We start from the raw sequence: 22,956 nt of genomic DNA, 5'->3' as shown, positions 1-22,956 counted from the left end.
ACAAATTGGATAGACTAGTTTACAATCTAGCGTATAAAAATGGAATGAAAAAGGGGGAGTAAAATGAAGCGCATTTCAATTTTAATAGCTGATGATGAGGCGGAAATTGCTGACTTAATTGAGATACATTTAGAAAAAGAAGGGTACCATGTTGTGAAAGCAGCGGATGGGGAAGAGGCGGTTCATATTATTGAAACGCAGCCAATCGACTTGGTAGTTTTAGATATTATGATGCCGAAAATGGATGGTTATGAGGTGACGCGTCAAATTCGCGCGAAACATCATATGCCGATTATTTTTTTAAGCGCGAAAACTTCGGACTTTGATAAGGTGACAGGTCTTGTACTAGGTGCGGATGATTATATGACGAAGCCTTTCACACCAATAGAATTAGTTGCACGTGTAAATGCACAACTGCGTAGGTTTTTTACGTTAAATCAACCGAAAGTAGCGGAGAGCAAATCTGCTTTAGAAATAGGCGGAGTCGTAATTAATCCCGAGCGCAGGACGGTTGATGTGTATGGTGAGCAAATTGAATTAACGCCGAAAGAGTTCGATATTTTATATTTATTAGCGAGTCATCCGAAGAAAGTGTACAATGTGGAAAATATTTTTCAGCACGTATGGGCAGACGATTATTATGAAGGTGGAAATACAGTAATGGTACATATTCGTACTTTGCGGAAGAAACTTGGAGAAGATAAAAGAAAGGATAAATTAATAAAAACAGTATGGGGAGTAGGTTATACTTTCAATGGCTAATATGATGAAAAGTTTTCGATTTAAAATGATTGCCTTATTTGCGTTAAGTATGGTGCTTGCAGCAACTGTAACTTATATAATTTATAAAGGATTGCAGCTGTATTATAAAACAATGGTTCGCTACGAAGAGCCTTTAGCGCAATTTAGGTCAATGGTAAGGGAATTTGGAGACATTAACTTCTTTTTAATTTTCTTTATTCCGTTATCTGTTATCTTTTTCTTCTTTTTGACAAAACCGTATTTAAAATACTTTGATGAAATTTCTAATGGGATTCATCATCTTGCGAACGGTAATTTTACGAATAAAGTTCAAGTTTCATCAAATGATGAGTTTGGAAATATCGCGCGCGAAATAAATGTTGCGAGTGAAAAGTTAAAAGAAGCTGTGGAAAGAGGAGACTTTGCAGAAAGTAGTAAAGATCAGCTTGTTGTGAATTTAGCTCATGATTTAAGAACACCATTAACATCCGTGTTAGGATATTTAGATTTAATTCTTAAAGATGAAAATTTAACAAAAGAACAAATTAAACATTTCTCCACAATTGCATATACAAAATCGCAAAGACTGGAAAGTTTAATTGATGAGCTATTTGAAATTACACGTATGAATTATGGCATGCTAAAGCTGGATAAAAAGCCGATTGATATAAGTGAGTTGCTTATACAGTTAGAGGAGGAATTGTATCCGTTATTAGAAAAACATCATTTAGAAGCTAGATTGAACGTGGCTCCTCATTTACCGATGCACGGTGATGGAAAATTGTTAGCTAGAGTATTTGAAAACTTGTTAACAAATGCCGTTCGTTACGGGTATGATGGACAATTTGTTGATATGAATGGGTATGTTGATAATGGAGAAGTTGTCGTACAAATTATGAATTACGGAGATAGCATCCCGGAAGAAGATTTACCGTATCTTTTTGATATGTTCTATACAGGTGATAAAGCAAGAACTGAGAACCGTGGCGGGACAGGCCTTGGACTATTTATTGCGAAAAATATTGTCGAGCAACATAACGGTACGATTTCTGCTGAGAGCAATGTAGTTAGAACGATATTTGAAGTACGATTGCCAAAAGACGAGAATGTAACAATTTAATAAAAATTTAAACTTTACCCCACTTTTTATTTTAATAGTTTTTTCTATTCTATACGTAAGTTACGTTAAGGAGGAACTAGAAATGAAAAAGTGGGTATTTATTTCTTTTTTTATAGCATGCACAGTATGTGTAGGCGTTTATATATCACCGTTATTTCAAAAGGGAATCGATGTTAAAATTGTCGGAAAAGATGAGCTAGTAAAGGCGGCAAACACCGAGGGGAAAGAGATTACGAAGGAACAAATTTATAAGGGCGATTTATTATTAGTTAACAGGGATTATCCAGTAAAAAAAGATAGTATTAGGTCTGATATTATAAATGTAAATCATAATAGTGAATTAGTGAGAGGCTATGTAATATTTGATAGAAATCTTCGTTCATCAAAGGATGTTATGAAAAAGTTTTTGAACGTTGTCGATGCGGCTGGCAAAGAAAGTGTTAACCATTTTTTGATTAGTAGTGGCTATAGAGATTTCCAAGAGCAAAAACAGCTATATGAAAAAATGGGATCTGATTATGCACTTCCAGCAGGATACAGTGAACATAATTTAGGATTATCACTGGACATTGGGTCTACTCAAAAGAAAATGGAGAAAGCGCCTGAAGGAAAATGGATTGAAGAGAACGTATGGAAGCATGGCTTTGTATTACGTTATCCGAAAAATAAAAGTCATATTACAGGCATTCAATATGAGCCGTGGCATATACGTTATGTCGGATTACCTCATAGTGCGATTATGCAAAAAAAGAATTTCACACTAGAGGAATATTTAGAGTTTTTAAAAGAGGAAAAAGAGATTTCAACTGAAGTAGAAGGTAAGAAATATACTGTTTCTTATTATAAAGTTTCTGGGAATATGAAAGTGAATGTTCCAGCAAATAAGCAGTATGAAATTTCCGGGAACAATATGGATGGGGTTATTGTGACGGTTCAGGAATAGAGAAAAAGGCTGTGCCATTTGGGACAGCCTTTTCTTATATAAGAAAGAAATTGACGTTTTTTGTCGGTAAATCGATATTCCTTGTCGAATCGTTGATATAATTTCCTATACTATCAACATTTTGGAGGAGCATCTTTTTATTTACTTTTAAACATTATAACGTTATATTTACTTCACCCTTTTTTTGTGTTACGCTAAACGTGTGAAAGAGATATAAAAATGAAACTTTAATGTAAGCGTATTCTTATGGCTTCTTATAGAAAAGGGTGGAAATACAATGACAGAACGATTCGTACTACGTAATGTAAAACGTGTGAACGGGGAAGAGATTGACATTGTAATTGAAAATAATAAAATCGCACAAGTGACGAAAGCTGGTGCTGGCGAAGGTGGAAAGGTTCTTGATTACTCTGGTACTTACGTATCGAGTGGCTGGATTGATTTGCACGTTCACGCTTTTCCAGAATTTGATCCGTATGGCGATGAGGTGGATGAAATTGGCGTTAAGCAAGGGGTAACGACGATTGTTGATGCGGGTAGTTGCGGTGCTGATCGCATTGCAGATTTAGTACAAAGTAGAGAGCAGGCAAAAACGAATTTATTTGCCTTTTTAAATATTTCTCGCATCGGTTTGAAACGAATTGATGAATTATCCAAAATGGAATGGATAGATAAAGAGAAAGTAATAGAAGCAGTAGAAAAGTATAAAGATGTAATCGTTGGGTTAAAGGCGAGAATGAGTAAAAGTGTCGTTTGTGATAGTGGAATTGAACCGCTTCATGTTGCACGCTCTTTATCCCATAAAACATCATTACCAATTATGGTACATATCGGTTCAGCACCTCCTCGCATAGAGGAAGTTGTACCTCTTTTAGAAAAAGATGATGTCATTACACATTATTTAAACGGGAAAGAAAATAATTTATTTGATGAAGAAGGCAAACCGCTATCTGTGTTATTAGATGCAGTGAAGCGCGGTGTTCATTTAGATGTTGGTCACGGTAATGCTAGTTTTTCTTTTAAAGTAGCAGAAGCGGCGAAGCGTCACGGTATTGCCTTTAATACAATTAGTACAGACATTTACCGGAAGAATCGTATACACGGTCCAGTGTATAGTATGGCTCACGTTCTTTCGAAATTCCTTTACTTAGGGTATCCGCTAGAAGAAGTAATTGATGCGGTGACGAAACATGCGGCAGAGTGGCTGAAAAAACCAGAGCTTGGCCGTATTCAAGAAGGCGATATTGCAAACTTAACTTTATTTACGGTGAAAGATGAGAAGGTTACGTTAATTGATTCAGAAGGGGATCAGCGCATTGCTGAAAGAAGAATTGATACGAAAGGGGTTGTAATCAATGGGTCATTCATTGAATGCTAAGTACGGATTAAAAAGAGTGATTAATGCGAGCGGTAGAATGAGTATTTTAGGTGTATCCGCTCCTACAGATACAGTTATGGATGCGATGAAATATGGTGGACAAAATTATGTGGAAATTGCTGATTTAGTAGATAAAGCGGGAGACCATATTGCGAGAATTCTAGATTCAGAGGCAGCGGTCGTTGTAAATTCAGCATCGAGCGGAATTGCACTTTCTATCGCTGGTATCGTTACAGAAGGAAACCGTCGTAAAAGTGAAAGACTTCATCAAGAAGTCATCGCGAAAAACGAAGTGATTATGTTAAAAGGTCATAACGTTCAATATGGTGCTCCTGTTGAAACGATGATTTATTTAGGCGGCGGTAAGCTTGTTGAAGTGGGTTACGCAAATGAAGGGAAAGTAGAGCATATTGAAGATGCGATTGGTGAAAATACAGCAGCGATTCTATATGTGAAATCCCATCATGCCGTGCAAAAAAATATGATTTCTGTTGAAGAAGCATGGGAAGTTGCGCAGCGAAATAACGTACCACTTATCGTCGATGCGGCAGCTGAAGAGGATATTCAAAAGTATGTAAAGTATTCAGACCTTGCCATTTATAGCGGTTCAAAGGCAATTGAAGGACCTACTTCTGGTATTGTTGGCGGTAAACGAAAATATATCGAGTGGCTGAAAGTGCAATTACATTGCATTGGAAGAAGTATGAAAGTTGGGAAAGAAACGACTTTCGGTTTACTTCAAGCGCTTGATGAGTACGGAGTAAAAGAAGATGAGAGCCAGCAAGAAAAAGAGTTATTACAAGTACTTATGCCGCTAAAAGAATTAAATGGTGTAAATGTAACGATCGTTCAAGATGAAGCAGGAAGAGCAATCTTTAGAGCGCGTATTCATATTAACGAGAAAGAGTTAAATAAATCAGCAAAAGACGTTGTAACAGCATTACGCGAAGGGGAAATCGCAATTTACACACGTGATTATGGAGTAAGACAAGGATTCTTTGACATTGACCCACGTCCACTTCAAGGTGATGACATACATGTAATTGAAGAAAAAATGAGAGAAATCGTAGGGGGAAACTAAAATGACAAACATTCAAAAACGTTTTTATAAAGGCCGTGTAGCATTAAATGTATTAGCAAACAATATCCGAAATGCAAAAGACATTTTTGAAGCGGCAGAAGGTTATGTAGTAGTGGGAGTGTTATCAAAAGACTATCCAACAGTAGAAGAAGCAGTAACTGCAATGAAAGCATACGGAAAAGAAATTGATGACGCTGTATCAATCGGACTAGGAGCAGGAGATAATCGTCAAGCGGCAGTTGTAGCTGAAATTGCGAAGCATTATCCTGGTAGTCATATTAACCAAGTGTTCCCTTCAGTTGGAGCGACACGTGCAAACCTTGGCGGAAAAGATAGCTGGATTAATAGTTTAGTATCACCAACAGGAAAAGTAGGGTACGTAAATATTTCTACTGGTCCAATTAGTGCAGCTGGAGAAGAAAAAGCAATCGTTCCAATTAAAACAGCAATCGCACTTGTACGTGATATGGGCGGAAATTCATTGAAATACTTCCCAATGAAAGGATTAGCGCATGAAGAAGAATATCGCGCAGTTGCGAAAGCATGTGCGGAAGAAGGCTTTGCATTAGAGCCAACAGGCGGAATTGATAAAGAAAACTTTGAAACAATTGTACGTATCGCATTAGAGGCAAATGTAGAGCAAGTTATCCCGCACGTGTACTCTTCTATTATTGATAAAGAAACTGGTAATACGAAAACAGAAGATGTTCGTGAGTTATTAGCGGTAGTGAAGAAGCTAGTTGATCAATATGCGTAAGAAAATTGCAGCATTCGGCGAAGTAATGATGCGCCTGCAAGTACCTGGATATGAATTGTTGTCGCAAGCTAACACGTTAAATTACTCATTTTCAGGTACAGGTGTGAACGTTGCAGCGGCACTTTCTCACTTAGGGCATGAAGGGCTTCTTATTTCAACTTTACCGGAAAATTCGGTCGGAGATGCAGCTTTATCTTACATTCAAAAGTTAGGGATTCAAACGTCTCTTGTTTCAAGAGGCGGTAAATATGTAGGTATGTATTTTTTAGAAAATGGATTCGGTGCACGTGCAAGCCGCGTTACGTATTCGAATCGATTAGAAAGTAGCTTCAATACGGCGTCTGAAGAGATGTACCAATTTGAAGAAATTGCTAAGGAAATTGATATCGTTCATTTTTGCGGTATTACACTTGCGATGAATGATACGGTGCGCCATCATATGAAGTCTTTAGCGAGAGCAGTTAAAGAAAACGGAGGAACCGTCGTTTTTGATTGCAATTATCGTCCATCTCTTTGGGGAGAAGACGGATATGAGCAGGCGAAACCGCATTATGAAGAAATGCTGGGACTTGCTGATATCGTTATGATGAACGAAAAAGATGCAATGTTTGTTTTAGGAATGAAAACCGAAGAAACGGAGCGAGAGGCGCAACTTGTTGATCTTATTCCAAAGGTAGCTGAAACGTATCATATCGCTACAATCGCTGGTACTCATCGCTCTATTAACAGTGATAATACACATTCGCTTCGCGGGTTTATATGTAAAGATGGTGCGTTCACTTTTGCAAAAACACTTACGTTTTCTGTATATGATAGAATAGGTGCTGGAGATGCTTATACGAGCGGAATTATTCATGGCGAGATAAAAGAGTTCGCACCAGAGAAAGCTGTTTCATTTGCGTCAGCAGCTGGAATGCTAGCACATACAATCGTCGGTGATACGCCAATGTCATCAGAGAAAGATATACTTCGGACAATGACGGCATCAGTAGGTGATGTAGAAAGGTAGTGGGTGTAACAGTGAACGTAACGAGAAAAAAAGGACCATTATATTTACAAATAAAAAATATTATTCGTGATCGAATATTGCATGGTGTATATGCGATTCATACGAATATTCCTTCAGAACCGCAATTAGAGGAAGAGTTCAAAGTTAGTAAGATTACAGTACGAAATGCCATTAAAGAGCTCGCTCAAGAAGGATACTTGGAAAAGAAAAGTGGTAAAGGAACGAAAGTCATCCGTAATACTTCTGCGACAAAGTTGTCAAAGGGTAAGAAATTTACAGAAGTGTTAGTGGAAGAAGGATATAAAGTACAGAAGAAATTGCTGAAAGCAGAAATCGTTCATAATGAAGAAGGAACGGTACCATTTCGATTATTCGGTAAGGAGAGTTTTCGTATCGAACGTTTATATACGTTAAATGATGCACCGTACATTCATTATACGCACTATTTCTCAGCACACATGGCAAGTACAGATTTATCGGACTTTGATTTACAATCGCTTTACGATTTAGTTGAGGACCGAGGTATACATTTAGAAAACTTCAGAGATGAATTCGCAGTTGGACTCGCGCCTAGTTTTGTTGCAGAAGCGTTAGGCGAAAAAGAGGGGACAGCGTTATTAAAGCGTATGCGCTATTCTTACGATGAAGTTGGCGAAGTAATTGAATATAGCGAAGGCTACTACAATACAGAAATGCAGCATTATGTAGTGAATTATGACGTATAAAAGGAGGGTATTCGCTCTCTTTTTTTATAAAGTGAAACTTTAATCCCGCACCAATAAGGTGTTTACTGTCCACAAATAAGGGGTAAAAGTAAGGGGAATGAGAGATGGATATATACTTATTAATCGTCACGTTACTTGCAATCGCAATTGTTATTTTAGGGGTATCATGGTGGAAATGGCATGCATTTATTAGTTTAACAGTTGCGAGTTTATTTTTAGCTATTATGTCTGGACTGAATTTAACGAAAATAGTGACTGCCTATGAAACTGGTGTTGGTAGTGTACTAGGGCATTTAGTTGGTATTTTGGCACTTGGAACTATCTTAGGGAAAATGATGTCTGATTCAGGGGCAGGCATGCAAGTTGCAGATTTCTTTATTCGATTTTTCGGCGTAAAAAAATTACCTTGGGCTATGTTATTTGCAGGTTTTGTTATAGGGATTCCCGTCTTTTTTGAAGTAGGGATTGTCATTTTATTACCACTTGTTATTTCAATTCGAAAAACAACGAAGCAAAACATATTATTAATTGCTTTACCTGTTATTGCGGGATTATCTATCGTACATGGGCTAGTACCTCCGCATCCAGGGGCCATGACTGCAATTGGTATTTATAACGCGAACTTAGGAAAGGTGCTTTTATATTCATTACTTATCGCATTACCAACGGCTATTATAGCAGGCCCAATATTTGCAAAGTGGGTACATAAGAGGGTTATACCTGAAAATGAACCGGAGCTTGTTCGAGTTACGACAGTATCAACTGATTTGCCAAGTCGTAAAGTTTCATTCTTTATTATTTTATTACCAGTTGTATTGATGATTTTATCAGTAGTTGCACCATATATTTCATTACCGAAAAAGTTGACTGAATTTTTTGTGTTTATAGGAAGTCCAGTAATCGCCTTACTTATTTCATGTTTCGCAGCATTTTACTTACTCGGTATCAAACAAGGTATTAATAAAAAGATGATTAAAAAATTAACAGATGAAAGTTTATTGCCTGTCGGTTCTATTATTTTAATAATTGGTGCAGGCGGTGGATTTAAACAAATATTAATTGAAAGCGGCGTTGGAACAGCTATTGCACAAATGGCAGAACATATATCGTTATCACCAATTGTATTAGCTTTCATGGTAGCTGGATTAATTCGAATTGCAACAGGTTCAGCTACAGTAGCATTAACGACAGCGGCAGGGATTGTTTCACCAGTTATTCAGCACATGTCTGGTGTGAATTTAGAGCTTCTCGTTATTGCAACCGGTGCAGGTTCGTTAATGTTTTCTCACGTAAATGATGCTGGTTTCTGGCTTGTAAAAGAGTATTTAGGTTTGACGGTGAAGGAAACGTTTAAAACGTGGACGGTGCTGGAGACATTGTTATCATTTATTGCATTCGGTTTTGCCCTTTTGTTAAATATGTTTCTTTAAAAGATACCTAAATAGGTATCTTTTTTTTTGATTAAGCCCAATTTCTAAAACAAGCCCGTTTTTAGGTAAGCCAAGCTTCCTATTCGCCCTGAAAACATAATATAAATGGAATCCCCTCATTTAGAACAAGAGGAACTTGTTATGAATGATACTAAAGGAGGAATAGGGTAATGAGCGAAAAGTGTGAACACAGACATGATGATTGCGACCGTAGACGTGGATGCGGAGGCGGTTTTGCGCTTCTAATCGTATTGTTTATTTTATTAATTATCATCGGTGCTAGCTGCTTCGGCGGAGGCGGCGGTTGTGGCTATGGTGGTTATGGCGGTTACGGCGGCGGCTATGGTGGATATTGCTGCTAATTATTAAAAACTATTGAAAATGGCCTTGTGCAATACGCACAAGGCCATTTTATTCATATTTTTATATGCTGTGATAATTTATTAATGTACAGAGAACGGATTAAGAAGAAGAAAATAATCTCGATAATCCCGAAAAAGGTGAGTACGATACATGTCTCTTTTAGTAAGGAGAAAGAAAACATGCTTTGTAAAAACTTAACCGCAAATAACGTGTGAACACCAGCAACGATGTAAGGAACAAAAAATAAAATTCCTAATTGAATGGTTGCAGAGCGAAACATTTCTAATTCAGTTAAGCCAAGCTTTGTAATCGTAATATACTTTTGTCTTTCAGTTGTTAAGTCATTATACATACGGAAATATAAGACACTAGCCGCACCGATAAAGAAGATAAAACCAAGAAATGCCCAAATAAAGAATTGAGCAACTGCATTTCCTTTACCGTAAATGAGTTCATCCGTAGCCGTATGTATGAAGAAAGGAACTTGAGCTTTCTCTTCTGTATGCTTTTCGTAGAACTCACGTGCATCACCACTAATAACGCGTAACATATTTCTGGTTGGAACTATTGCATTTTCCCAGTTTTCTACGAAGTAGTTATAGATTACGGTTGTTTCAATATGAGGAATCATATTATCAAATACATAATCTTGTACGACAGCTAAATGTGGGAATGCAAAGGATGGTTCTATTCCCTTATTAATAAACCCTTTAATATGAAATTCTTTTTTATTAGATCCGAGTGTAATCGTATTTTGCTTTGCAAATGGATTAGATACGAGATCGAGAAGTTCTGGTGAGTGGCGAGAAATAATATACACTTCTGTAGAATCGATTGTTATTTCCGGTCTTTTCAATTGTTGGGCGATTGCGTTATAATCGCTCATCTTCATAAGCATAATATCTTCTTTTGAAGCTGTATCTTTTAAGACTGTAAACTTATATTTTTTGTACTGAAAATTACTAGTTGTAAGCTCCGTTTCAATTGTAGAAATATGCTTTTGTTCAAGGGAATTGTCACCTTCTGATGTATAAGTGAAGGGGACGGGATATCGCTCTAGTACTGATGCCTTCGTATTGTTATTAGCGGCGAATAACCCAATAATAATTGTAAATGCAAGTGCAGATAGCATAGAAACGATAAAGAGTACGTTAATATTACTACGGGTACGAGCAACTAAGTCCGAAATCCATAACATATTTATTTGTTTCAAATAAAACTTTCTACGCTTCTTTAAAATATAGATAAAAAGAAGAAATGTTTGTGAAAAGAATAAATATGTCCCGACTACTACGAGCGGTAAAATAGATAACATAATAAAAAAGACAGATCCATTTTGCACATTTTTTTCCGTTACGTAGCCTCGTGGATAACCAGCGATATAATAGCATAGCCCTAAACAAATTAAAGCGAATAAAGAGATGAGTATAGATGGTCTTTTTTCAGCTGGCATTTTCTTGTTCCCTTTAATGAGGTGGGCTGTTTTTCGAGTACGAATAAACATTGGTGTAAACGTAGAAACGATTAAAAATAAAATGATAAACGTTACGGTTGTAACGATAATCGCTTCTGTTGGCCAATATAAATAGAGACCTTTGGCATTTGTTAATTTCGAAGTGACTAATAAGAAAAAGTTAGAAAATACAAGGCCACCTTGAATGCCGATAAAGATAGACAATATCCCGATTATCATATTTTCAGTAAATAACAGTCTTTTTAATTGTCTCTGTGAGATACCGAGAATGGTGAGTATCCCGAATTGTTGCTTCCGTACATTTAAAAATGTTCCAATTGAATATAAGAGAAAGAAGAACGAGAACATAACAATCACAAGCTGTGCTGTACTAGCTAAGTTCATTAGAGGATCACGTTCTTGGAAACTTTGTACACTTTGTAACCGCGGGTGATACGCGTATACAGTAAATGAAAAGAAAACCATGATAGAAAAAGCACTACTTACAAAATAAGCGAAATATGCTTTAGAATTACGCGAGACATTTTTAAATGCAAATTGCCAAAATGTCATCCACGTCTTCCTCCTAATAACGCTAGAACATCTAATATTTCCTGATAAAATTTCTCGCGATATAGCCCGCGGTGCAGTTCGTTGTAAAGTTCGCCATCTTTAATGAAAATGACGCGGTTACAATAACTTGCGGCAAACGGATCGTGCGTAACCATTAAAATCGTTGCATCTTCTTCTTTATTTAATTTCGTAAATAGCTCCATTACGTCAATTGCCGCTTTTGAATCTAAGTTCCCTGTTGGTTCATCAGCAAGTAGAAGTGAGGGGTGATGGATAACAGCACGTGCAACTGCAGTACGCTGTGCTTGTCCTCCAGAAACTTCAAAAATACGTTTGTCCAAAATATGATCGATTCCAAGCTTTTTTGAAATGTTATCAAGCTTTTCGTCCATTTCTTTTAACGGAACATTATCTAACGTTAAAGGCAGTACGATATTTTCACCAATTGTTAGTGTATCTAGTAGATTAAAATTTTGGAAAACAAATCCTAACTCTTGGCGACGGAAAATGGCTAACTTCTCTCTACGAAATGTGTGCGGTTTTTTTCCGTTAATCACGACATCACCAGAAGTAGGGGAATCAATTGTAGAAATAACGTTTAAAAACGTAGATTTACCGCTACCAGATGGCCCCATGATAGCAACAAATTCACCTTTATCTACGTGTAAATTTATATTTTTTAAAGCGGTATGAGGTACTTTTCCCTCATACACTTTTGAGACGTTTTTTATGTGTAATACTTCTTCCATAATAATCACCTTTCTATTCTCTAAAACTTAATGTGTTGTGATAATTTTTGCATATAAAAGGAACGAATTAAAAGGAAAAATAAAATTTCAACTGTTCCAAAAATCAACAGTACGACTGTAATTTCAGCGAAGAACGAGAGATGTAATATTTCTTGTAGCATCTTTGTCGCAAACATCGTATGGATTGATGCCATAATGTAAGGTACGAAGAAAAGAATCGCAAGCTGAATTGTCGCTGAACGTTTCATTTCAGTCTCAGTTAAGCCTATTTTTGTAATCGTTATATATTTTTCTTGCTCACTTGTTAAATCTGTATACATCCGGAAGTAAAGAACACTGCCAGCACCGATAAAGAAAATAACTCCTAGGAAAGTACCAATTAAGAAGAACGAAGCGACATTTAGTTTTGTCTTATATAGAGAATCGCTCGCTTCACTTGCATGGAAAGGTGGATGCTCTGCTTGAATTGCTGCATTATCGGTGTCAATTTTTGTGATAAACGATGAACCGATATTATGTGCTTTTTCCCAATCTGTAACTTTGAAGTTATATACACTCATTTGTTTGGAAACGGTGGATAAGGCTTCTACATTTTCATCAGATAGTATGAGTAATTGGTATATTAAGCTGTTTGGGAATGGGCTATAGCTTTTGTATTCTTTCACTTGTAGTTGTAAATTGTTTTGAGTAAGTGTAAGTGTATTTTTCTGTTCTTTATTATGAAGCGTTCCAATAACTTGATCATCTAAGTCTTTCATAAGAATATAAGATTCATTCTTATTTACCGTGAGCGTTTCCCAATTTAAAGCCTTAGCAAGTACATTATAGTCACTTTGTTTAATGGCATAATAGAGCTGCGTGTTATCTTCAGCTGAAGATACTTCATATATATCTGTTTTAAATTTTGTATAAGTAAAGTGCTCTTCATTAAATTTCTGCTCTAACCAGTTTAAATGTTCATCAGCTAACGTATTTTCAGTATGCGATAAATAAGTAAACGGGAAAGGGTTTTGTCTAATCGCATCAAACTTTGTAAATTTCCCGAATCCATATAAGAATGTAATCATTGTAAAAGCGAGCGTCGATAGCATCGCCACAATAAAGAGCATATTAATATTCGTACGAATACGTGATGCTAGATCAGAAATCCAAAGCATATTAATTCGTTTCATATAAAACGTTCTTCGCATTTTTAAAATACGAAGAAGTAAAAAACTAATTTGTGAAAAGAAAAAGTATGTTCCAGCTGCAATAAGCGATGGGATGACAAATATACTAGAGACGGCATATAAAAGCCCAATTATGTCACCAAGCGACATAAAATACAGTGGATTTGCGGCTAACGCATATCCACATATTAAACAGGTCGCACCAAATAGAGAGATGAGAACGGATGCTTTTCTTTCTTTTTGTTTTGTTCCTTCTTTTAAAAGACGTACGGCTTTTCTCGTACGAATGAGCATCGGTGTAAAAGATGATACGAGAATGAAGAGCCCAAGAAAGATGATGATAGTTAAAACGATAGCACTTGTAGGCGGATATAAATATAAACCAGGTACGTGTGTAATTTTGGCGGTAACTAATAAAAAGAACTGTGAAAAGACAACTCCAAGTTGAATACCAAAAAATATAGAAAGAGCACCAATTAACATATTTTCTATAAATATGAGTCGTTTTAATTGTTTTTGAGATATGCCAAGTACTGTTAAAATCCCGAACTGTTTTTTTCGTACTTTTAAAAACGTCCCGATTGAATACAGTAAAAAGAAAAATGAAAAGAACACAATGACAACTTCTGAAATTGTCATTAATATGTTCAGAGCATAATTCACGTCTGTCATATGCAATTTCGGATGGAATAAATAAACTGCAAATGAGAAAAAGATTGCAATGGAGAACGCACTGCTTACAAAATAGGCAAAATAAGCTCTGGCGTTCCGCGTCACGTTTTTAAAGGCAAACTGCCAAAATGTCATTCACCTGAACCTCCTATTGGGATGAGCATGAAAAAGGAGGGATGAGATCCCACCTTCTCATGTGATAACTTTTTTAATATGTTAACCATTCGTATACTGTGATAATTTTTGCATATAAAGTGAACGAATGAATAAGAAAAATACGATTTCAACGAATCCAAAAATAATAAGAACGGCTGAAACTTCTTTGAACAGAGATAAACCAATTACATCTTGTAGCATTTTTGTTGCGAACATTGTATGAATGGATGCCATAATGTACGGAATGAAAAATAAAATACTAAGTTGAATGGTTGCAGATCGTTTCATCTCTGTATCTGTTACACCGATTTTAGAAATCGTTATATATTTCTCTTGTTCGTTCGTCAAATCCGTATACATTCTAAAGTAAAGAACGCTACCAGCTCCAATGAAGAAAATAACTCCTAAAAATGTCCCAATTAGGAAAAATGCAGCACTGCCTGATGTTATTTTGTATAACGAACCTGCTGATTCAAAGGAACGAATAAGGGGTCCTTCATACTGGGATTTATTTCGATCTTTTTGCACTTTTTCTATAAAATTATCAGCAATTTCATATGTCTGTTCCCAGTTTTGAATTTTGTAATTGTATGCTGATATATGTTTTACGGTGTTAGGTAAGTTATTTACGATAATATCAGGCAACACTATCGTTTGATATGAAAAGTCAGATGGGATTGCGTTTACATGCTCATAGCCTTTTACTCGTAATTTCGTATTTGTACTAGAGAGTGTAATGTAATCTCTTTTGTAGCTTTGCTCAAATTCGTTGAATATGGTGATATAAGATGTCCCTGTTAGCACATATGCTTCGTTATTATCCATAAATAGTTGTTTCATTCGTAAAGAATCTGCAAGTTTGTTATAGTCACTTTGCTTAATTGCGTATACGTCATTATAAATAGCTATATCTTTATCTTCTTTTAGTGGTGTTTCATATATATCAGCTTTTATTTTTTGATAAGGGAAATGCTCTTTTTGTAATTGTTGCTCAAGCCAATTTAAATGCTCTGTAACAAAAGGGTTCGCATCATAAGAAAAATAAGAAATTGGAAAAGGAGAAGTTCTATTAACTTCTAGCTTAATAAATTTCCCGAATCCATATAGAAACGTAATCATTGTGAAAGCAATTGTAGATAGCATTGCTACAATAAAAAGCATATTAATATTCGTTCGAATACGGCTCGCTAAATCCGAAATCCAAAGCATATTAATCCGTTTCATATAAAACTTCCTTCTTTTCTTTAAAATATAAATCAGTAAGAAACTAATTTGTGAAAAGAAGAAATATGTTCCGATTGTAACAAGCATTGGGATAACGAAAATACTTGAAACCATATATATAACACCGATTTGCGGGCTTACTGATACGAAATATTTAGGATTTCCAGCTAACGCATAACCACCAAATAAACAAATCGCACCAAATAATGAAACAAGTATGGATGGTTTTCTTTCTTTTTGTTTTCCACCATTTGTTTTTAAAAGGTGTACCGCTTTTTTTGTACGAATAAGCATTGGTGTGAATGCAGATACAATGATAAAAAGACTAAGGAAAACAATGGTTGTTAAAATAAACGCGTTAGTAGGACCGTATAAATATATTCCTGGAACATGCGTAAGTTTGGATGTTACTAATAAGAAAAATTGAGAAAAAACAACTCCAAACTGCATGCCGAAAAATATAGATAAAATCCCGATTAACATATTCTCCATAAAAACAAGACGATGTAATTGTTTTCTCGATATTCCTAAAATGGTCAAAACACCAAATTGTTTTTTTCTAACTTTTAAAAAAGTACCAATGGAATATAGTAAAAAGAAGAAAGAGAAAAATACAATTACTACTTCTGAAAATATCATTAATCCTGAAATTTCAGAAGTCATGTCAAAGTTTTGTAATTTCGGATGGAATAAGTAAACAGCAAACGAAAAGAACACAGCAATGGAAAAGGAGCTACTTACAAAGTAAGCAAAATAAGCTCTTGAGTTGCGCGTGACGTTTTTAAATGCAAATTTCCAAAATGTCATAGATTATACCTCCGGCTAGAAGATATAGAAGTAGTTGTATTGCAAAAAATGTATGAGAGTGAGTTCTCATACATTTTGCTTGCATATGTTACGATCATGCTTCGGTCACCTTCTCCGTATGTTCTGCTTGATTATTTGCAGCGTTGTGGAAGATGATTTTAATCGTCGTTCCTTTACCAACTTCAGAATCTAGTTTGACAGAGTGACCTAAATAATCACAAATTTTACTTACAATATAAAGGCCCATACCAGTAGATTCTCCGAATGCGCGACCGTTTTTCCCAGTGTAAAATGGTTCAAATACTCTTCGAATATCTTCTTGCGGAATACCAACACCTTCATCACGAACTTCTAAAATAATATCTTTTCCGTTTCGATAAGCAGATAAGAATACTTTCTTTCCGCGTTCACCAGAGTAACGAACTGCATTTGTCATTAACTGATAGATGATAAATTTTAGCCATTTCGCATCAGAAGCAACTTTTAAATCAGAATGGACTTCTAAAACAGGGAAGACACCATTACGAATGAATAGTTCTTTTAATCCGTTAATATTTTTTGTTACCGTATCTTTTAATGAAATTGTCTCAACATGGAAATCTTCATGGAAGTTATTTAACCTAGCCATGTATAAAGCCATATCAAGCCCTTGGTTTAGACGCTCTAATTCTTTTTTAAACTTTGGAATTAAATGCTCGTCTTCCATTTCTAGCACCATAAGCTGCATAACAGAAACAGGTGTCTTCATTTGATGTACCCAATGGTTAATAAATAATTGATGTTCTTGTTGTTTTACTTCATACGATTGTAGTTCTTTTTGGAAGAGGCGGTACTGCGTACGCACGAGTTCATTGACACCGTGAGGCATCGGAGCAGTTGCTCTTTCAATAAATGCATCTTCCATTTTTTCTGGTTGCTCACTTAATCTATGGTACATTCTACGATTGCGAACGTAACGGTAAGCGAGGAAACAAATAAATAAGTATAGGCTTAAAACGACGAAGTAAAATTTATTATTTTGAAATCCATCTACTGCATCATAAAGAACGAAAATGATACCGAAGTTTAATACGTACAGTAGGAAAAATGCAAAATGATCACGTAAAAATAACTTCATGCTTATTCACTCCAAGTTGCGTTAAAGCGATATCCAAGTCCACGTACTGTTTCAATAGAGTTCTCAATGCCAAGCTCATTAAACTTTTTACGAAGACGTGTAATGTTTACGTTTAATGTATTTTCCTCAACGAAACTTTCGTCATCCCAAAGCGCAGCTAATAAATCTTCACGGCTCGCTGTACGAGGAAATTTAGATAATAACATTTCTGCTAAAATTGCCTCTTTCTTTGTTAAAAGAACTTGTTCAGATCCAAAATGAATTTCTGGACGTTCAGGGAATAGTTTTAATCCTTCTACTTCAACGATACGTTCTGAAATATTTGGTGCATAATCACCGTAAATACGGCGTAATTGTCCTTTAATTTTCGCCATCACAACGTCGTAGTGGAATGGTTTTGTAATGTAATCATCCGCACCGCTTTCAATTGCCATAATTTGTTCCATCTCACCAGCACGCGCTGAAATGAAAATAATTGGACAAGTAGATTCATGACGAATTTGACGGCACCAGTAGAAACCATCGAATTTCGGTAAGTTTACATCAAGTAAAACAAGATGGGGTTTCACTGCGTTAAACGATTCCATAATATCATCGAAATTCTCCGCTACCACAGCCTCATAACCGTACTTCTGAATGTGAGATTGCAGTAATGATGAAATATTTGGATCGTCTTCAACGATTAAAATTTTATACATATGTATATTCCTCCTCAGAAAAACAATTGTAGCTATAGTGTATCATGTGTTTCAAGTCTTTTCATTATGTTGAAAGATAAGCTAGTAAACAGTATAGGTTAAAAGTGAGAAAAGTAAAAAGGGCGCTGGATACAATTGACAAATAACGGTAATCGGTTTAATATTTAGATAAATATCTAAATGTCTAATTATCGAAAGGAAGAAAGACATTGAATCAAGCATTCAAAGCATTAGCAGATCCAACAAGGCGAAAAATTTTAGACTTATTAAAAGAAGGTGATCTAACCGCTGGTGAGATTGCTGAACATTTCAATATGACAAAACCAAGTATTTCACACCACTTAAACGCACTTAAAAATGCTGAACTTATTCAAGATGAAAAGAAAGGGCAATTCGTTGTGTACTCTTTAAACACAACGGTCTTTCAAGATTTGTTGACTTGGGTGTTTACATTTACGAATAAGGGGGAAGAGGGGAAATGAAAAAACATCTTTTTGCAATCTTATTAATCGTTATAATTTGTTTAGCTTGGGCGTTTGCTTGGCCACATTTGCCGGATACAATTGCAACGCATTGGAGCGGTGGTAAGGTAGATGGGTATTCTTCTAAATTGTATGGAATGCTTTCTATGGTTGGAATTATGATTGTTTTATATATTTTTCTCAACCTGTTACCAAAGATTGATCCAAAGAAAGCAAACTACGAGAAGTTTTCTAAAGCTTTTATGATGATAAATAACGGGATACTACTGCTACTATTTGTAGGAAATATAGATATTATCACAAGTGGATTAGGATACAATTTATTCATTAATCGCGTGCCTGAATTATTAGTTGGTATTTTATTTATAGTCATCGGAAACTATTTACCACAATGTAAACCAAATTATTTTGTAGGTATAAAAACACCGTGGACGTTAAGTAACGAAGAAGTATGGAGAAAGACGCATCGCTTTAGCGGAAAGGTGTTTGTTGTATTAGGAATTATTATGATTCTAAGTGTTTTTGCACCAGTAACGTGGAAATCTTTCGTAATGGGTGGAATTATTATCGGTGCAGTAGGGCTCACGATGGGATATTCATATATTGCTTATAAAAAAGAAATAGGGGCTTAATAAAAAATTATGGGGGAGAGAGGATGAAAAGACACGTATTACCATGGAGTTTAATTATTGGCATTGTAATTGGATGGTATATTGTATGGCCACATTTACCAGAACAAATTCCACGTCATTATAATGCGGCAGGAGTAGTAGATGGATATTTTTCTAAAGTAGAAGCAAGTTCTGTTTCAATAGGTAGCATGATGTTGCTGTATTTGATATGGCTAGCTCTTGGGTATATTGACGTAACGAAAGATAAGTATAAACAGCATGCTAAAGTCCTTTCCGCAGTCCATTATGCAATTCTTTTAATAGGATTCGGTTGTAACTTATTTGCGCTATTAGCAGCGTCTAATTATATTGCATCGGGCTCAATTGCATTTAATTTTGGACTTGGAACATTGTTTCTTGTACTAGGTAATTACATGCAACAAACGAAGCCAAACGGGTTAGTAGGCATTCGAATGGACTGGACATTAGAAAATCCTGTAGTTTGGAGGAAAACACATAGATTTGCTTCGAGGGTATTTGTAATAGGTTCACTTTGTATATATGCCGGGGCTTTGCTTCCAGATCCATTTAATATTTTTATAGGGATTGGAATCATATTAATATGCATTATCGTATCAACAATAAAGTCATATAGTATTTATAAAGAAGAGTTGAAAATGTAAATAAAGCTGCTTTTCCTTTTAGGGAAGAGCAGCTTTGTTTTTAGGTTATTCAAATTACTATATTTAATAAGTTATATTCAAATTTTTAATTAACCAAGGCTTTATCAATGACAGAACTGTTATAGGTTGCATAGCTTTAGTGTGATCCATATCATTTCCTCTTAAGATTTCTATATCCCATCCAAGATGTTCTAACTTTTGTTTGTTTTTTTGAAGTATACCAATAATATCAACTACTACATTGCCAAAATTTTCAACGTAAACAATAGTGTCTTTTTCCCCAGAAAACGCTAATCTCGGAATGATTAGTTTATGTTGGATGTCTTGATCATCAAACTCCATCAAATTCTCGTACATTGTAACAAACTGTTTAGTTTGACTCATGTCGATCTTTATCTGTATGTTATCCCAATCAATTTTTTCAGGATTAATATGTGCTTGATCAATAACAGGAGAATTGTGATTATTCACAGCTTGCTCGTATGTTTTATTTGTTACTACCATCATTTCTTTATATGGACCATCTATTGGTGGAAACCCGCCCATGATTATACTGTCTAATCTATCCGTTCGAATGGCTAATTGTAATCCGGCTAAAGCTAACCAAGAGTAACCATAATAACTAAACTTATTAATATTCATTTCGTCAGCAATTGTTAATAGGTCTTTTATTATATTTTCAGGTGTGAGATTCTCTGGATTTGGATGTTGCAAACGATGGCCTTCGTAGTCAAAATATAAAATCTGAAACTTATCTATGAGTCCATCAATAAAATGTTTTCCAAATTCAGGATCTACTCCCCACAACTTTAAAGTTTCAGCATCTTGCCCATATACAGATTCTTTAGCAACTGGGAGCATGATTGTTCTAAATTTTGGATTTCCAACCAAACCAACCTTTAATACTGATTCGTCCGTAAGTTTTATGATTTTCTCCATTTCTATCACTCCTAAATTGTTTATACTAAAATCATATAACATTCATGCAATCTTCCGGATTTATGATTTTTTTCTCGTATATATAAGGATTTTATTTGAAATATGTTAATGTAGCACTTGAAGGTTTTACTTTAAAAAGGAGTTAATAAATGAAGACATATAGTCCTAAACAAATTGCGAATGTCTTAAATGTTAGCACAACAACTTTGAGAAGATATGAAGAACAAAATCTCATTCCTGTTGTGCCAAGAACGGAAAGTAATCACCGGTTTTATACATCGATACACTTTCAAGCATTTATTACCATTAGAGCATTATTAAAAGGATATGATATACCTATTGTTTATAAAGTTATGAGGATGATTAAAAACGTAAAGTTTGAAGAAGCACTTTGGTTAATTAATGAACAGCAATTCAATATTCAGGTGGAGAAAAAACGAGTAGAAGAAATACTAAACATGATTCGAAATGCTGATTTTACTAAATATAAAAATGTAGAGTTAAATGAACGCATGAGCATTGGAGAGGCTGCAAACATAGCAGGCGTAAATACTTCGGCTATCCGTCATTGGGAACATGAAGGGTTAGTCCACTCAGAAAGAAATAAAGAAAACGGTTATAGAATGTTTCCAATATCTGAACTGCGTAAAATACTGGTTATAAGCAGTTTGAGAAAAACCGTGTATTATATAGAAAATATGAAAAGCTTGCTAGATGATTTAGAAACATTACACTATGGAAAAATTGAACGTTCCTTTCAGTTGGCTTTAGAAAACTTGAACAATCAACTATTACTCCAATTTAAAGGAATTGAAGAACTGATGAAATATATACACTTTTACGAGTAAGCAAATATGTAAAAAGAGCTAGGCACAATGCTTAGCTCTTTTCCTTTTGTTATCACTTCTTCAAAACCGGTATCCAAATTTCACTTTTAAAGTTTGGAGAAGATATATCTTTCTGTTCATTCCACAATATCTCCGGTCCTTCCGCTAGTTCATAGTTCGAAGAAGGGAACCATTCAGAATAAATACGTCCCCATACATTTTGTAATGCATCAGGAAATGGACCGACAGCTTCAAATATAGCCCATGTTGAAGCTGCGACTTCAAGTTGCGCGAATTGCTCTGGACAATCCTTTGTTGTGGCTACTCCAATATAGTGATCGAGTTCGCCTTTTTCCTCCATTCTTCCTTCAGAAAAATTAGTGGAAGCACTAATAATTCCAGTAGGTTCAATGTTTGAAAGGGACTTTAATGTTTGAATAGACTCTGGGTTTAAACTTTTCCACATAGAAGCAATTTCTTCATTTACACCGTTAAAAACGATTGGTACTCGTTTTGTAATACCTATAATTCGAAAGGGGTCTTTTTCTTCAATTCGATAATTCATTTCATTTCCTCCTTGAATGGATAACTGGAAGGTCATTGGTGAATAAGCCTTCAAAGAATGGCTACTATTTCGGGCCTCTGAAGGTGTTATACCGTGCAAGTTTTGAAATGCACGAGCGAATGAATCTGGTGAGTTGTAGTCATATTTTATAGCGACATCAATGACTTTTACATTGCTGTTTTTTAGTTCAAAGGCAGCGAGAGTAAGACGTCTACAGCGAATATAATCAGATAGTGATATGCCTGCTAAAAACGAAAACATTCTTTTAAAGTGATACTCAGAACAGAGAGCTAGCCTCGCAACTTCTTTAAAATCAATTTCATTCGTAAGGTTACCTTCAATATAGTGCATTGCAGTATTCATATTTTTAAGTGAATCCATATTATGACCTCCTCTGTACATAGAATAACAGGAACGAAATAACCCCATCCGACATTTCGTGCACAACTTTGTAGGTGCATTTTTTACCTTACAAAATTGTAATGTTCCTGTAAGGAGAATGAATGGATGGTATGATATCCCAATGTTATAGTAGCAAAGTACTTTAATTCATTATGTTAACTTTTTGATGTCTTTACTTATGTGCCTTACATAACTGTCATGTTTGTGTAAGAAACATCGATAGTGGCAAGAGTAGAGAGTGTATATAGTTGAAAATAGAGAATAGAAGAAATGAGGGATGTC

The 22,956-nt window shown here is 35.4% G+C and carries 22 protein-coding genes; 14 read left to right on the top strand and 8 right to left on the bottom strand.

The features are described from left to right. Positions 1-63: 63 nt before the first annotated feature. From JFU02_RS15665 to JFU02_RS15620, 10 genes are all read left to right on the top strand, one after another. Positions 64-762 (top strand): response regulator transcription factor, encoded by a 699-nt coding sequence (locus JFU02_RS15665; protein WP_000822510.1) that lies wholly within the window; start codon positions 64-66, stop codon positions 760-762. Then, complete coding sequence (locus tag JFU02_RS15660; protein WP_000002608.1) at positions 755-1,861, top strand: sensor histidine kinase; 1,107 nt, start codon at positions 755-757, stop codon at positions 1,859-1,861. The genes JFU02_RS15665 and JFU02_RS15660 overlap by 8 nt, the downstream gene beginning before the upstream one ends. An 82-nt stretch (positions 1,862-1,943) precedes the next feature. Further along, positions 1,944-2,804 carry a M15 family metallopeptidase gene (locus tag JFU02_RS15655; RefSeq protein ID WP_061667097.1) on the top strand — a complete coding sequence of 287 codons (861 nt, stop codon included), beginning with the start codon at positions 1,944-1,946 and terminating at the stop codon, positions 2,802-2,804. A gap of 277 nt (positions 2,805-3,081) precedes the next feature. Further along, positions 3,082-4,182: an amidohydrolase/deacetylase family metallohydrolase gene (locus tag JFU02_RS15650; protein ID WP_000139963.1), complete on the top strand. Its 1,101-nt coding sequence runs from the start codon at positions 3,082-3,084 to the stop codon at positions 4,180-4,182. Further along, positions 4,160-5,263, top strand: a complete 1,104-nt coding sequence (locus JFU02_RS15645; RefSeq protein WP_000510123.1) for a DgaE family pyridoxal phosphate-dependent ammonia lyase — start codon at positions 4,160-4,162, stop codon at positions 5,261-5,263. The genes JFU02_RS15650 and JFU02_RS15645 overlap by 23 nt, the downstream gene beginning before the upstream one ends. 1 nt (position 5,264) lies before the next feature. Beyond that, positions 5,265-6,020 carry a 2-dehydro-3-deoxy-phosphogluconate aldolase gene (gene dagF / locus JFU02_RS15640; protein ID WP_000181936.1) on the top strand — a complete coding sequence of 252 codons (756 nt, stop codon included), beginning with the start codon at positions 5,265-5,267 and terminating at the stop codon, positions 6,018-6,020. Then, positions 6,013-7,029 (top strand): sugar kinase, encoded by a 1,017-nt coding sequence (locus JFU02_RS15635; RefSeq protein WP_001227502.1) that lies wholly within the window; start codon positions 6,013-6,015, stop codon positions 7,027-7,029. The genes dagF and JFU02_RS15635 overlap by 8 nt, the downstream gene beginning before the upstream one ends. Further along, positions 7,029-7,754, top strand: a complete 726-nt coding sequence (locus JFU02_RS15630; protein ID WP_000539264.1) for a GntR family transcriptional regulator — start codon at positions 7,029-7,031, stop codon at positions 7,752-7,754. Before JFU02_RS15635 ends, JFU02_RS15630 begins: the two co-directional genes overlap by 1 nt. A gap of 104 nt (positions 7,755-7,858) precedes the next feature. Next, positions 7,859-9,184 carry a gluconate permease GntP gene (gntP, locus tag JFU02_RS15625; RefSeq protein ID WP_061667098.1) on the top strand — a complete coding sequence of 442 codons (1,326 nt, stop codon included), beginning with the start codon at positions 7,859-7,861 and terminating at the stop codon, positions 9,182-9,184. Between the two features lie 170 nt (positions 9,185-9,354). Further along, entirely contained in the window at positions 9,355-9,546 is a 192-nt protein-coding gene (locus JFU02_RS15620) for a YjcZ family sporulation protein (RefSeq protein WP_001290387.1), read from the top strand. Between the two features lie 53 nt (positions 9,547-9,599). On the opposite strand, the gene JFU02_RS15615 is transcribed toward JFU02_RS15620, so the two are convergent. The 6 genes from JFU02_RS15615 to JFU02_RS15590 all read right to left on the bottom strand — a co-directional run bounded on the left by JFU02_RS15615 (position 9,600) and on the right by JFU02_RS15590 (position 18,165). Further along, positions 9,600-11,573 (bottom strand): FtsX-like permease family protein, encoded by a 1,974-nt coding sequence (locus JFU02_RS15615; protein WP_000144948.1) that lies wholly within the window; start codon positions 11,571-11,573, stop codon positions 9,600-9,602. Next, positions 11,570-12,322 (bottom strand): ABC transporter ATP-binding protein, encoded by a 753-nt coding sequence (locus tag JFU02_RS15610; protein WP_000393250.1) that lies wholly within the window; start codon positions 12,320-12,322, stop codon positions 11,570-11,572. Before JFU02_RS15610 ends, JFU02_RS15615 begins: the two co-directional genes overlap by 4 nt. Before the next feature lie 20 nt (positions 12,323-12,342). Further along, the gene (locus JFU02_RS15605; protein WP_061667099.1) at positions 12,343-14,298 is read right to left on the bottom strand and encodes an FtsX-like permease family protein; all 1,956 of its coding nucleotides are present in this window, start codon (positions 14,296-14,298) and stop codon (positions 12,343-12,345) included. Positions 14,299-14,379: 81 nt separating this feature from the next. After that, on the bottom strand, positions 14,380-16,350 hold the full coding sequence (locus tag JFU02_RS15600) for an ABC transporter permease (RefSeq protein ID WP_201071258.1): 1,971 nt from the start codon (positions 16,348-16,350) through the stop codon (positions 14,380-14,382). A 94-nt stretch (positions 16,351-16,444) separates the two neighbouring features. Continuing rightward, positions 16,445-17,467 (bottom strand): sensor histidine kinase, encoded by a 1,023-nt coding sequence (locus JFU02_RS15595; protein WP_000765341.1) that lies wholly within the window; start codon positions 17,465-17,467, stop codon positions 16,445-16,447. 2 nt (positions 17,468-17,469) lie between these two features. Beyond that, positions 17,470-18,165, bottom strand: coding sequence for a response regulator transcription factor (locus JFU02_RS15590; RefSeq protein WP_000276738.1), 696 nt, complete (start codon positions 18,163-18,165; stop codon positions 17,470-17,472). A 209-nt stretch (positions 18,166-18,374) separates the two neighbouring features. Between JFU02_RS15590 and JFU02_RS15585 the strand changes: the two genes are divergently transcribed. Genes JFU02_RS15585 through JFU02_RS15575 form a run of 3 tightly spaced genes read left to right on the top strand, consistent with a single transcriptional unit; the run spans position 18,375 to position 19,941 of the window. Beyond that, positions 18,375-18,647: an autorepressor SdpR family transcription factor gene (locus JFU02_RS15585; protein ID WP_001070526.1), complete on the top strand. Its 273-nt coding sequence runs from the start codon at positions 18,375-18,377 to the stop codon at positions 18,645-18,647. Next, positions 18,644-19,279 (top strand): SdpI family protein, encoded by a 636-nt coding sequence (locus JFU02_RS15580; protein ID WP_061667100.1) that lies wholly within the window; start codon positions 18,644-18,646, stop codon positions 19,277-19,279. Before JFU02_RS15585 ends, JFU02_RS15580 begins: the two co-directional genes overlap by 4 nt. Positions 19,280-19,302: 23 nt before the next feature. Beyond that, positions 19,303-19,941 (top strand): SdpI family protein, encoded by a 639-nt coding sequence (locus JFU02_RS15575; RefSeq protein ID WP_000820679.1) that lies wholly within the window; start codon positions 19,303-19,305, stop codon positions 19,939-19,941. Between the two features lie 63 nt (positions 19,942-20,004). Here the strand turns inward: JFU02_RS15575 and JFU02_RS15570 are convergent, their stop codons facing one another. Then, complete coding sequence (locus JFU02_RS15570) at positions 20,005-20,880, bottom strand: alpha/beta fold hydrolase (RefSeq protein ID WP_201071254.1); 876 nt, start codon at positions 20,878-20,880, stop codon at positions 20,005-20,007. A gap of 149 nt (positions 20,881-21,029) precedes the next feature. Here JFU02_RS15570 and JFU02_RS15565 point away from each other — a divergent pair, with 149 nt between their 5' ends. Further along, positions 21,030-21,728: a MerR family DNA-binding transcriptional regulator gene (locus tag JFU02_RS15565; RefSeq protein WP_061667101.1), complete on the top strand. Its 699-nt coding sequence runs from the start codon at positions 21,030-21,032 to the stop codon at positions 21,726-21,728. A gap of 52 nt (positions 21,729-21,780) precedes the next feature. On the opposite strand, the gene JFU02_RS15560 is transcribed toward JFU02_RS15565, so the two are convergent. Then, a complete protein-coding gene (locus JFU02_RS15560; protein ID WP_201071252.1) occupies positions 21,781-22,653 on the bottom strand; it encodes an AraC family transcriptional regulator in 873 nt (290 codons plus the stop codon). Positions 22,654-22,956: the final 303 nt, after the last annotated feature.

This window comes from Bacillus sp. TH13, from assembly GCF_016651175.1.
GTDB classification, from domain to species: domain Bacteria; phylum Bacillota; class Bacilli; order Bacillales; family Bacillaceae_G; genus Bacillus_A; species Bacillus_A thuringiensis_S.
The sequence above is the reverse complement of the archived record's forward strand: the minus strand, read 5'-3'. Positions and strand labels throughout refer to the sequence as shown.

Bases quoted from the DNA above. Each gene is read 5' to 3' on its own strand.
- gntP (WP_061667098.1), top strand. From the start codon at position 7,859: ATGGATATATACTTATTAATCGTCACGTTACTTGCAATCGCAATTGTT.
- JFU02_RS15605 (WP_061667099.1), bottom strand. From the start codon at position 14,298: ATGACATTTTGGCAGTTTGCCTTTAAAAACGTGACGCGGAACGCCAGA.
- JFU02_RS15660 (WP_000002608.1), top strand. From the start codon at position 755: ATGGCTAATATGATGAAAAGTTTTCGATTTAAAATGATTGCCTTATTT.
- JFU02_RS15645 (WP_000510123.1), top strand. From the start codon at position 4,160: ATGGGTCATTCATTGAATGCTAAGTACGGATTAAAAAGAGTGATTAAT.
- JFU02_RS15665 (WP_000822510.1), top strand. From the start codon at position 64: ATGAAGCGCATTTCAATTTTAATAGCTGATGATGAGGCGGAAATTGCT.
- JFU02_RS15560 (WP_201071252.1), bottom strand. From the start codon at position 22,653: ATGGATTCACTTAAAAATATGAATACTGCAATGCACTATATTGAAGGT.
- JFU02_RS15655 (WP_061667097.1), top strand. From the start codon at position 1,944: ATGAAAAAGTGGGTATTTATTTCTTTTTTTATAGCATGCACAGTATGT.
- JFU02_RS15610 (WP_000393250.1), bottom strand. From the start codon at position 12,322: ATGGAAGAAGTATTACACATAAAAAACGTCTCAAAAGTGTATGAGGGA.
- JFU02_RS15595 (WP_000765341.1), bottom strand. From the start codon at position 17,467: ATGAAGTTATTTTTACGTGATCATTTTGCATTTTTCCTACTGTACGTA.
- JFU02_RS15565 (WP_061667101.1), top strand. From the start codon at position 21,030: ATGAAGACATATAGTCCTAAACAAATTGCGAATGTCTTAAATGTTAGC.
- JFU02_RS15635 (WP_001227502.1), top strand. From the start codon at position 6,013: ATGCGTAAGAAAATTGCAGCATTCGGCGAAGTAATGATGCGCCTGCAA.
- JFU02_RS15580 (WP_061667100.1), top strand. From the start codon at position 18,644: ATGAAAAAACATCTTTTTGCAATCTTATTAATCGTTATAATTTGTTTA.
- JFU02_RS15615 (WP_000144948.1), bottom strand. From the start codon at position 11,573: ATGACATTTTGGCAATTTGCATTTAAAAATGTCTCGCGTAATTCTAAA.
- JFU02_RS15650 (WP_000139963.1), top strand. From the start codon at position 3,082: ATGACAGAACGATTCGTACTACGTAATGTAAAACGTGTGAACGGGGAA.
- JFU02_RS15620 (WP_001290387.1), top strand. From the start codon at position 9,355: ATGAGCGAAAAGTGTGAACACAGACATGATGATTGCGACCGTAGACGT.
- JFU02_RS15590 (WP_000276738.1), bottom strand. From the start codon at position 18,165: ATGTATAAAATTTTAATCGTTGAAGACGATCCAAATATTTCATCATTA.
- JFU02_RS15600 (WP_201071258.1), bottom strand. From the start codon at position 16,350: ATGACATTTTGGAAATTTGCATTTAAAAACGTCACGCGCAACTCAAGA.
- JFU02_RS15575 (WP_000820679.1), top strand. From the start codon at position 19,303: ATGAAAAGACACGTATTACCATGGAGTTTAATTATTGGCATTGTAATT.
- JFU02_RS15570 (WP_201071254.1), bottom strand. From the start codon at position 20,880: ATGGAGAAAATCATAAAACTTACGGACGAATCAGTATTAAAGGTTGGT.
- dagF (WP_000181936.1), top strand. From the start codon at position 5,265: ATGACAAACATTCAAAAACGTTTTTATAAAGGCCGTGTAGCATTAAAT.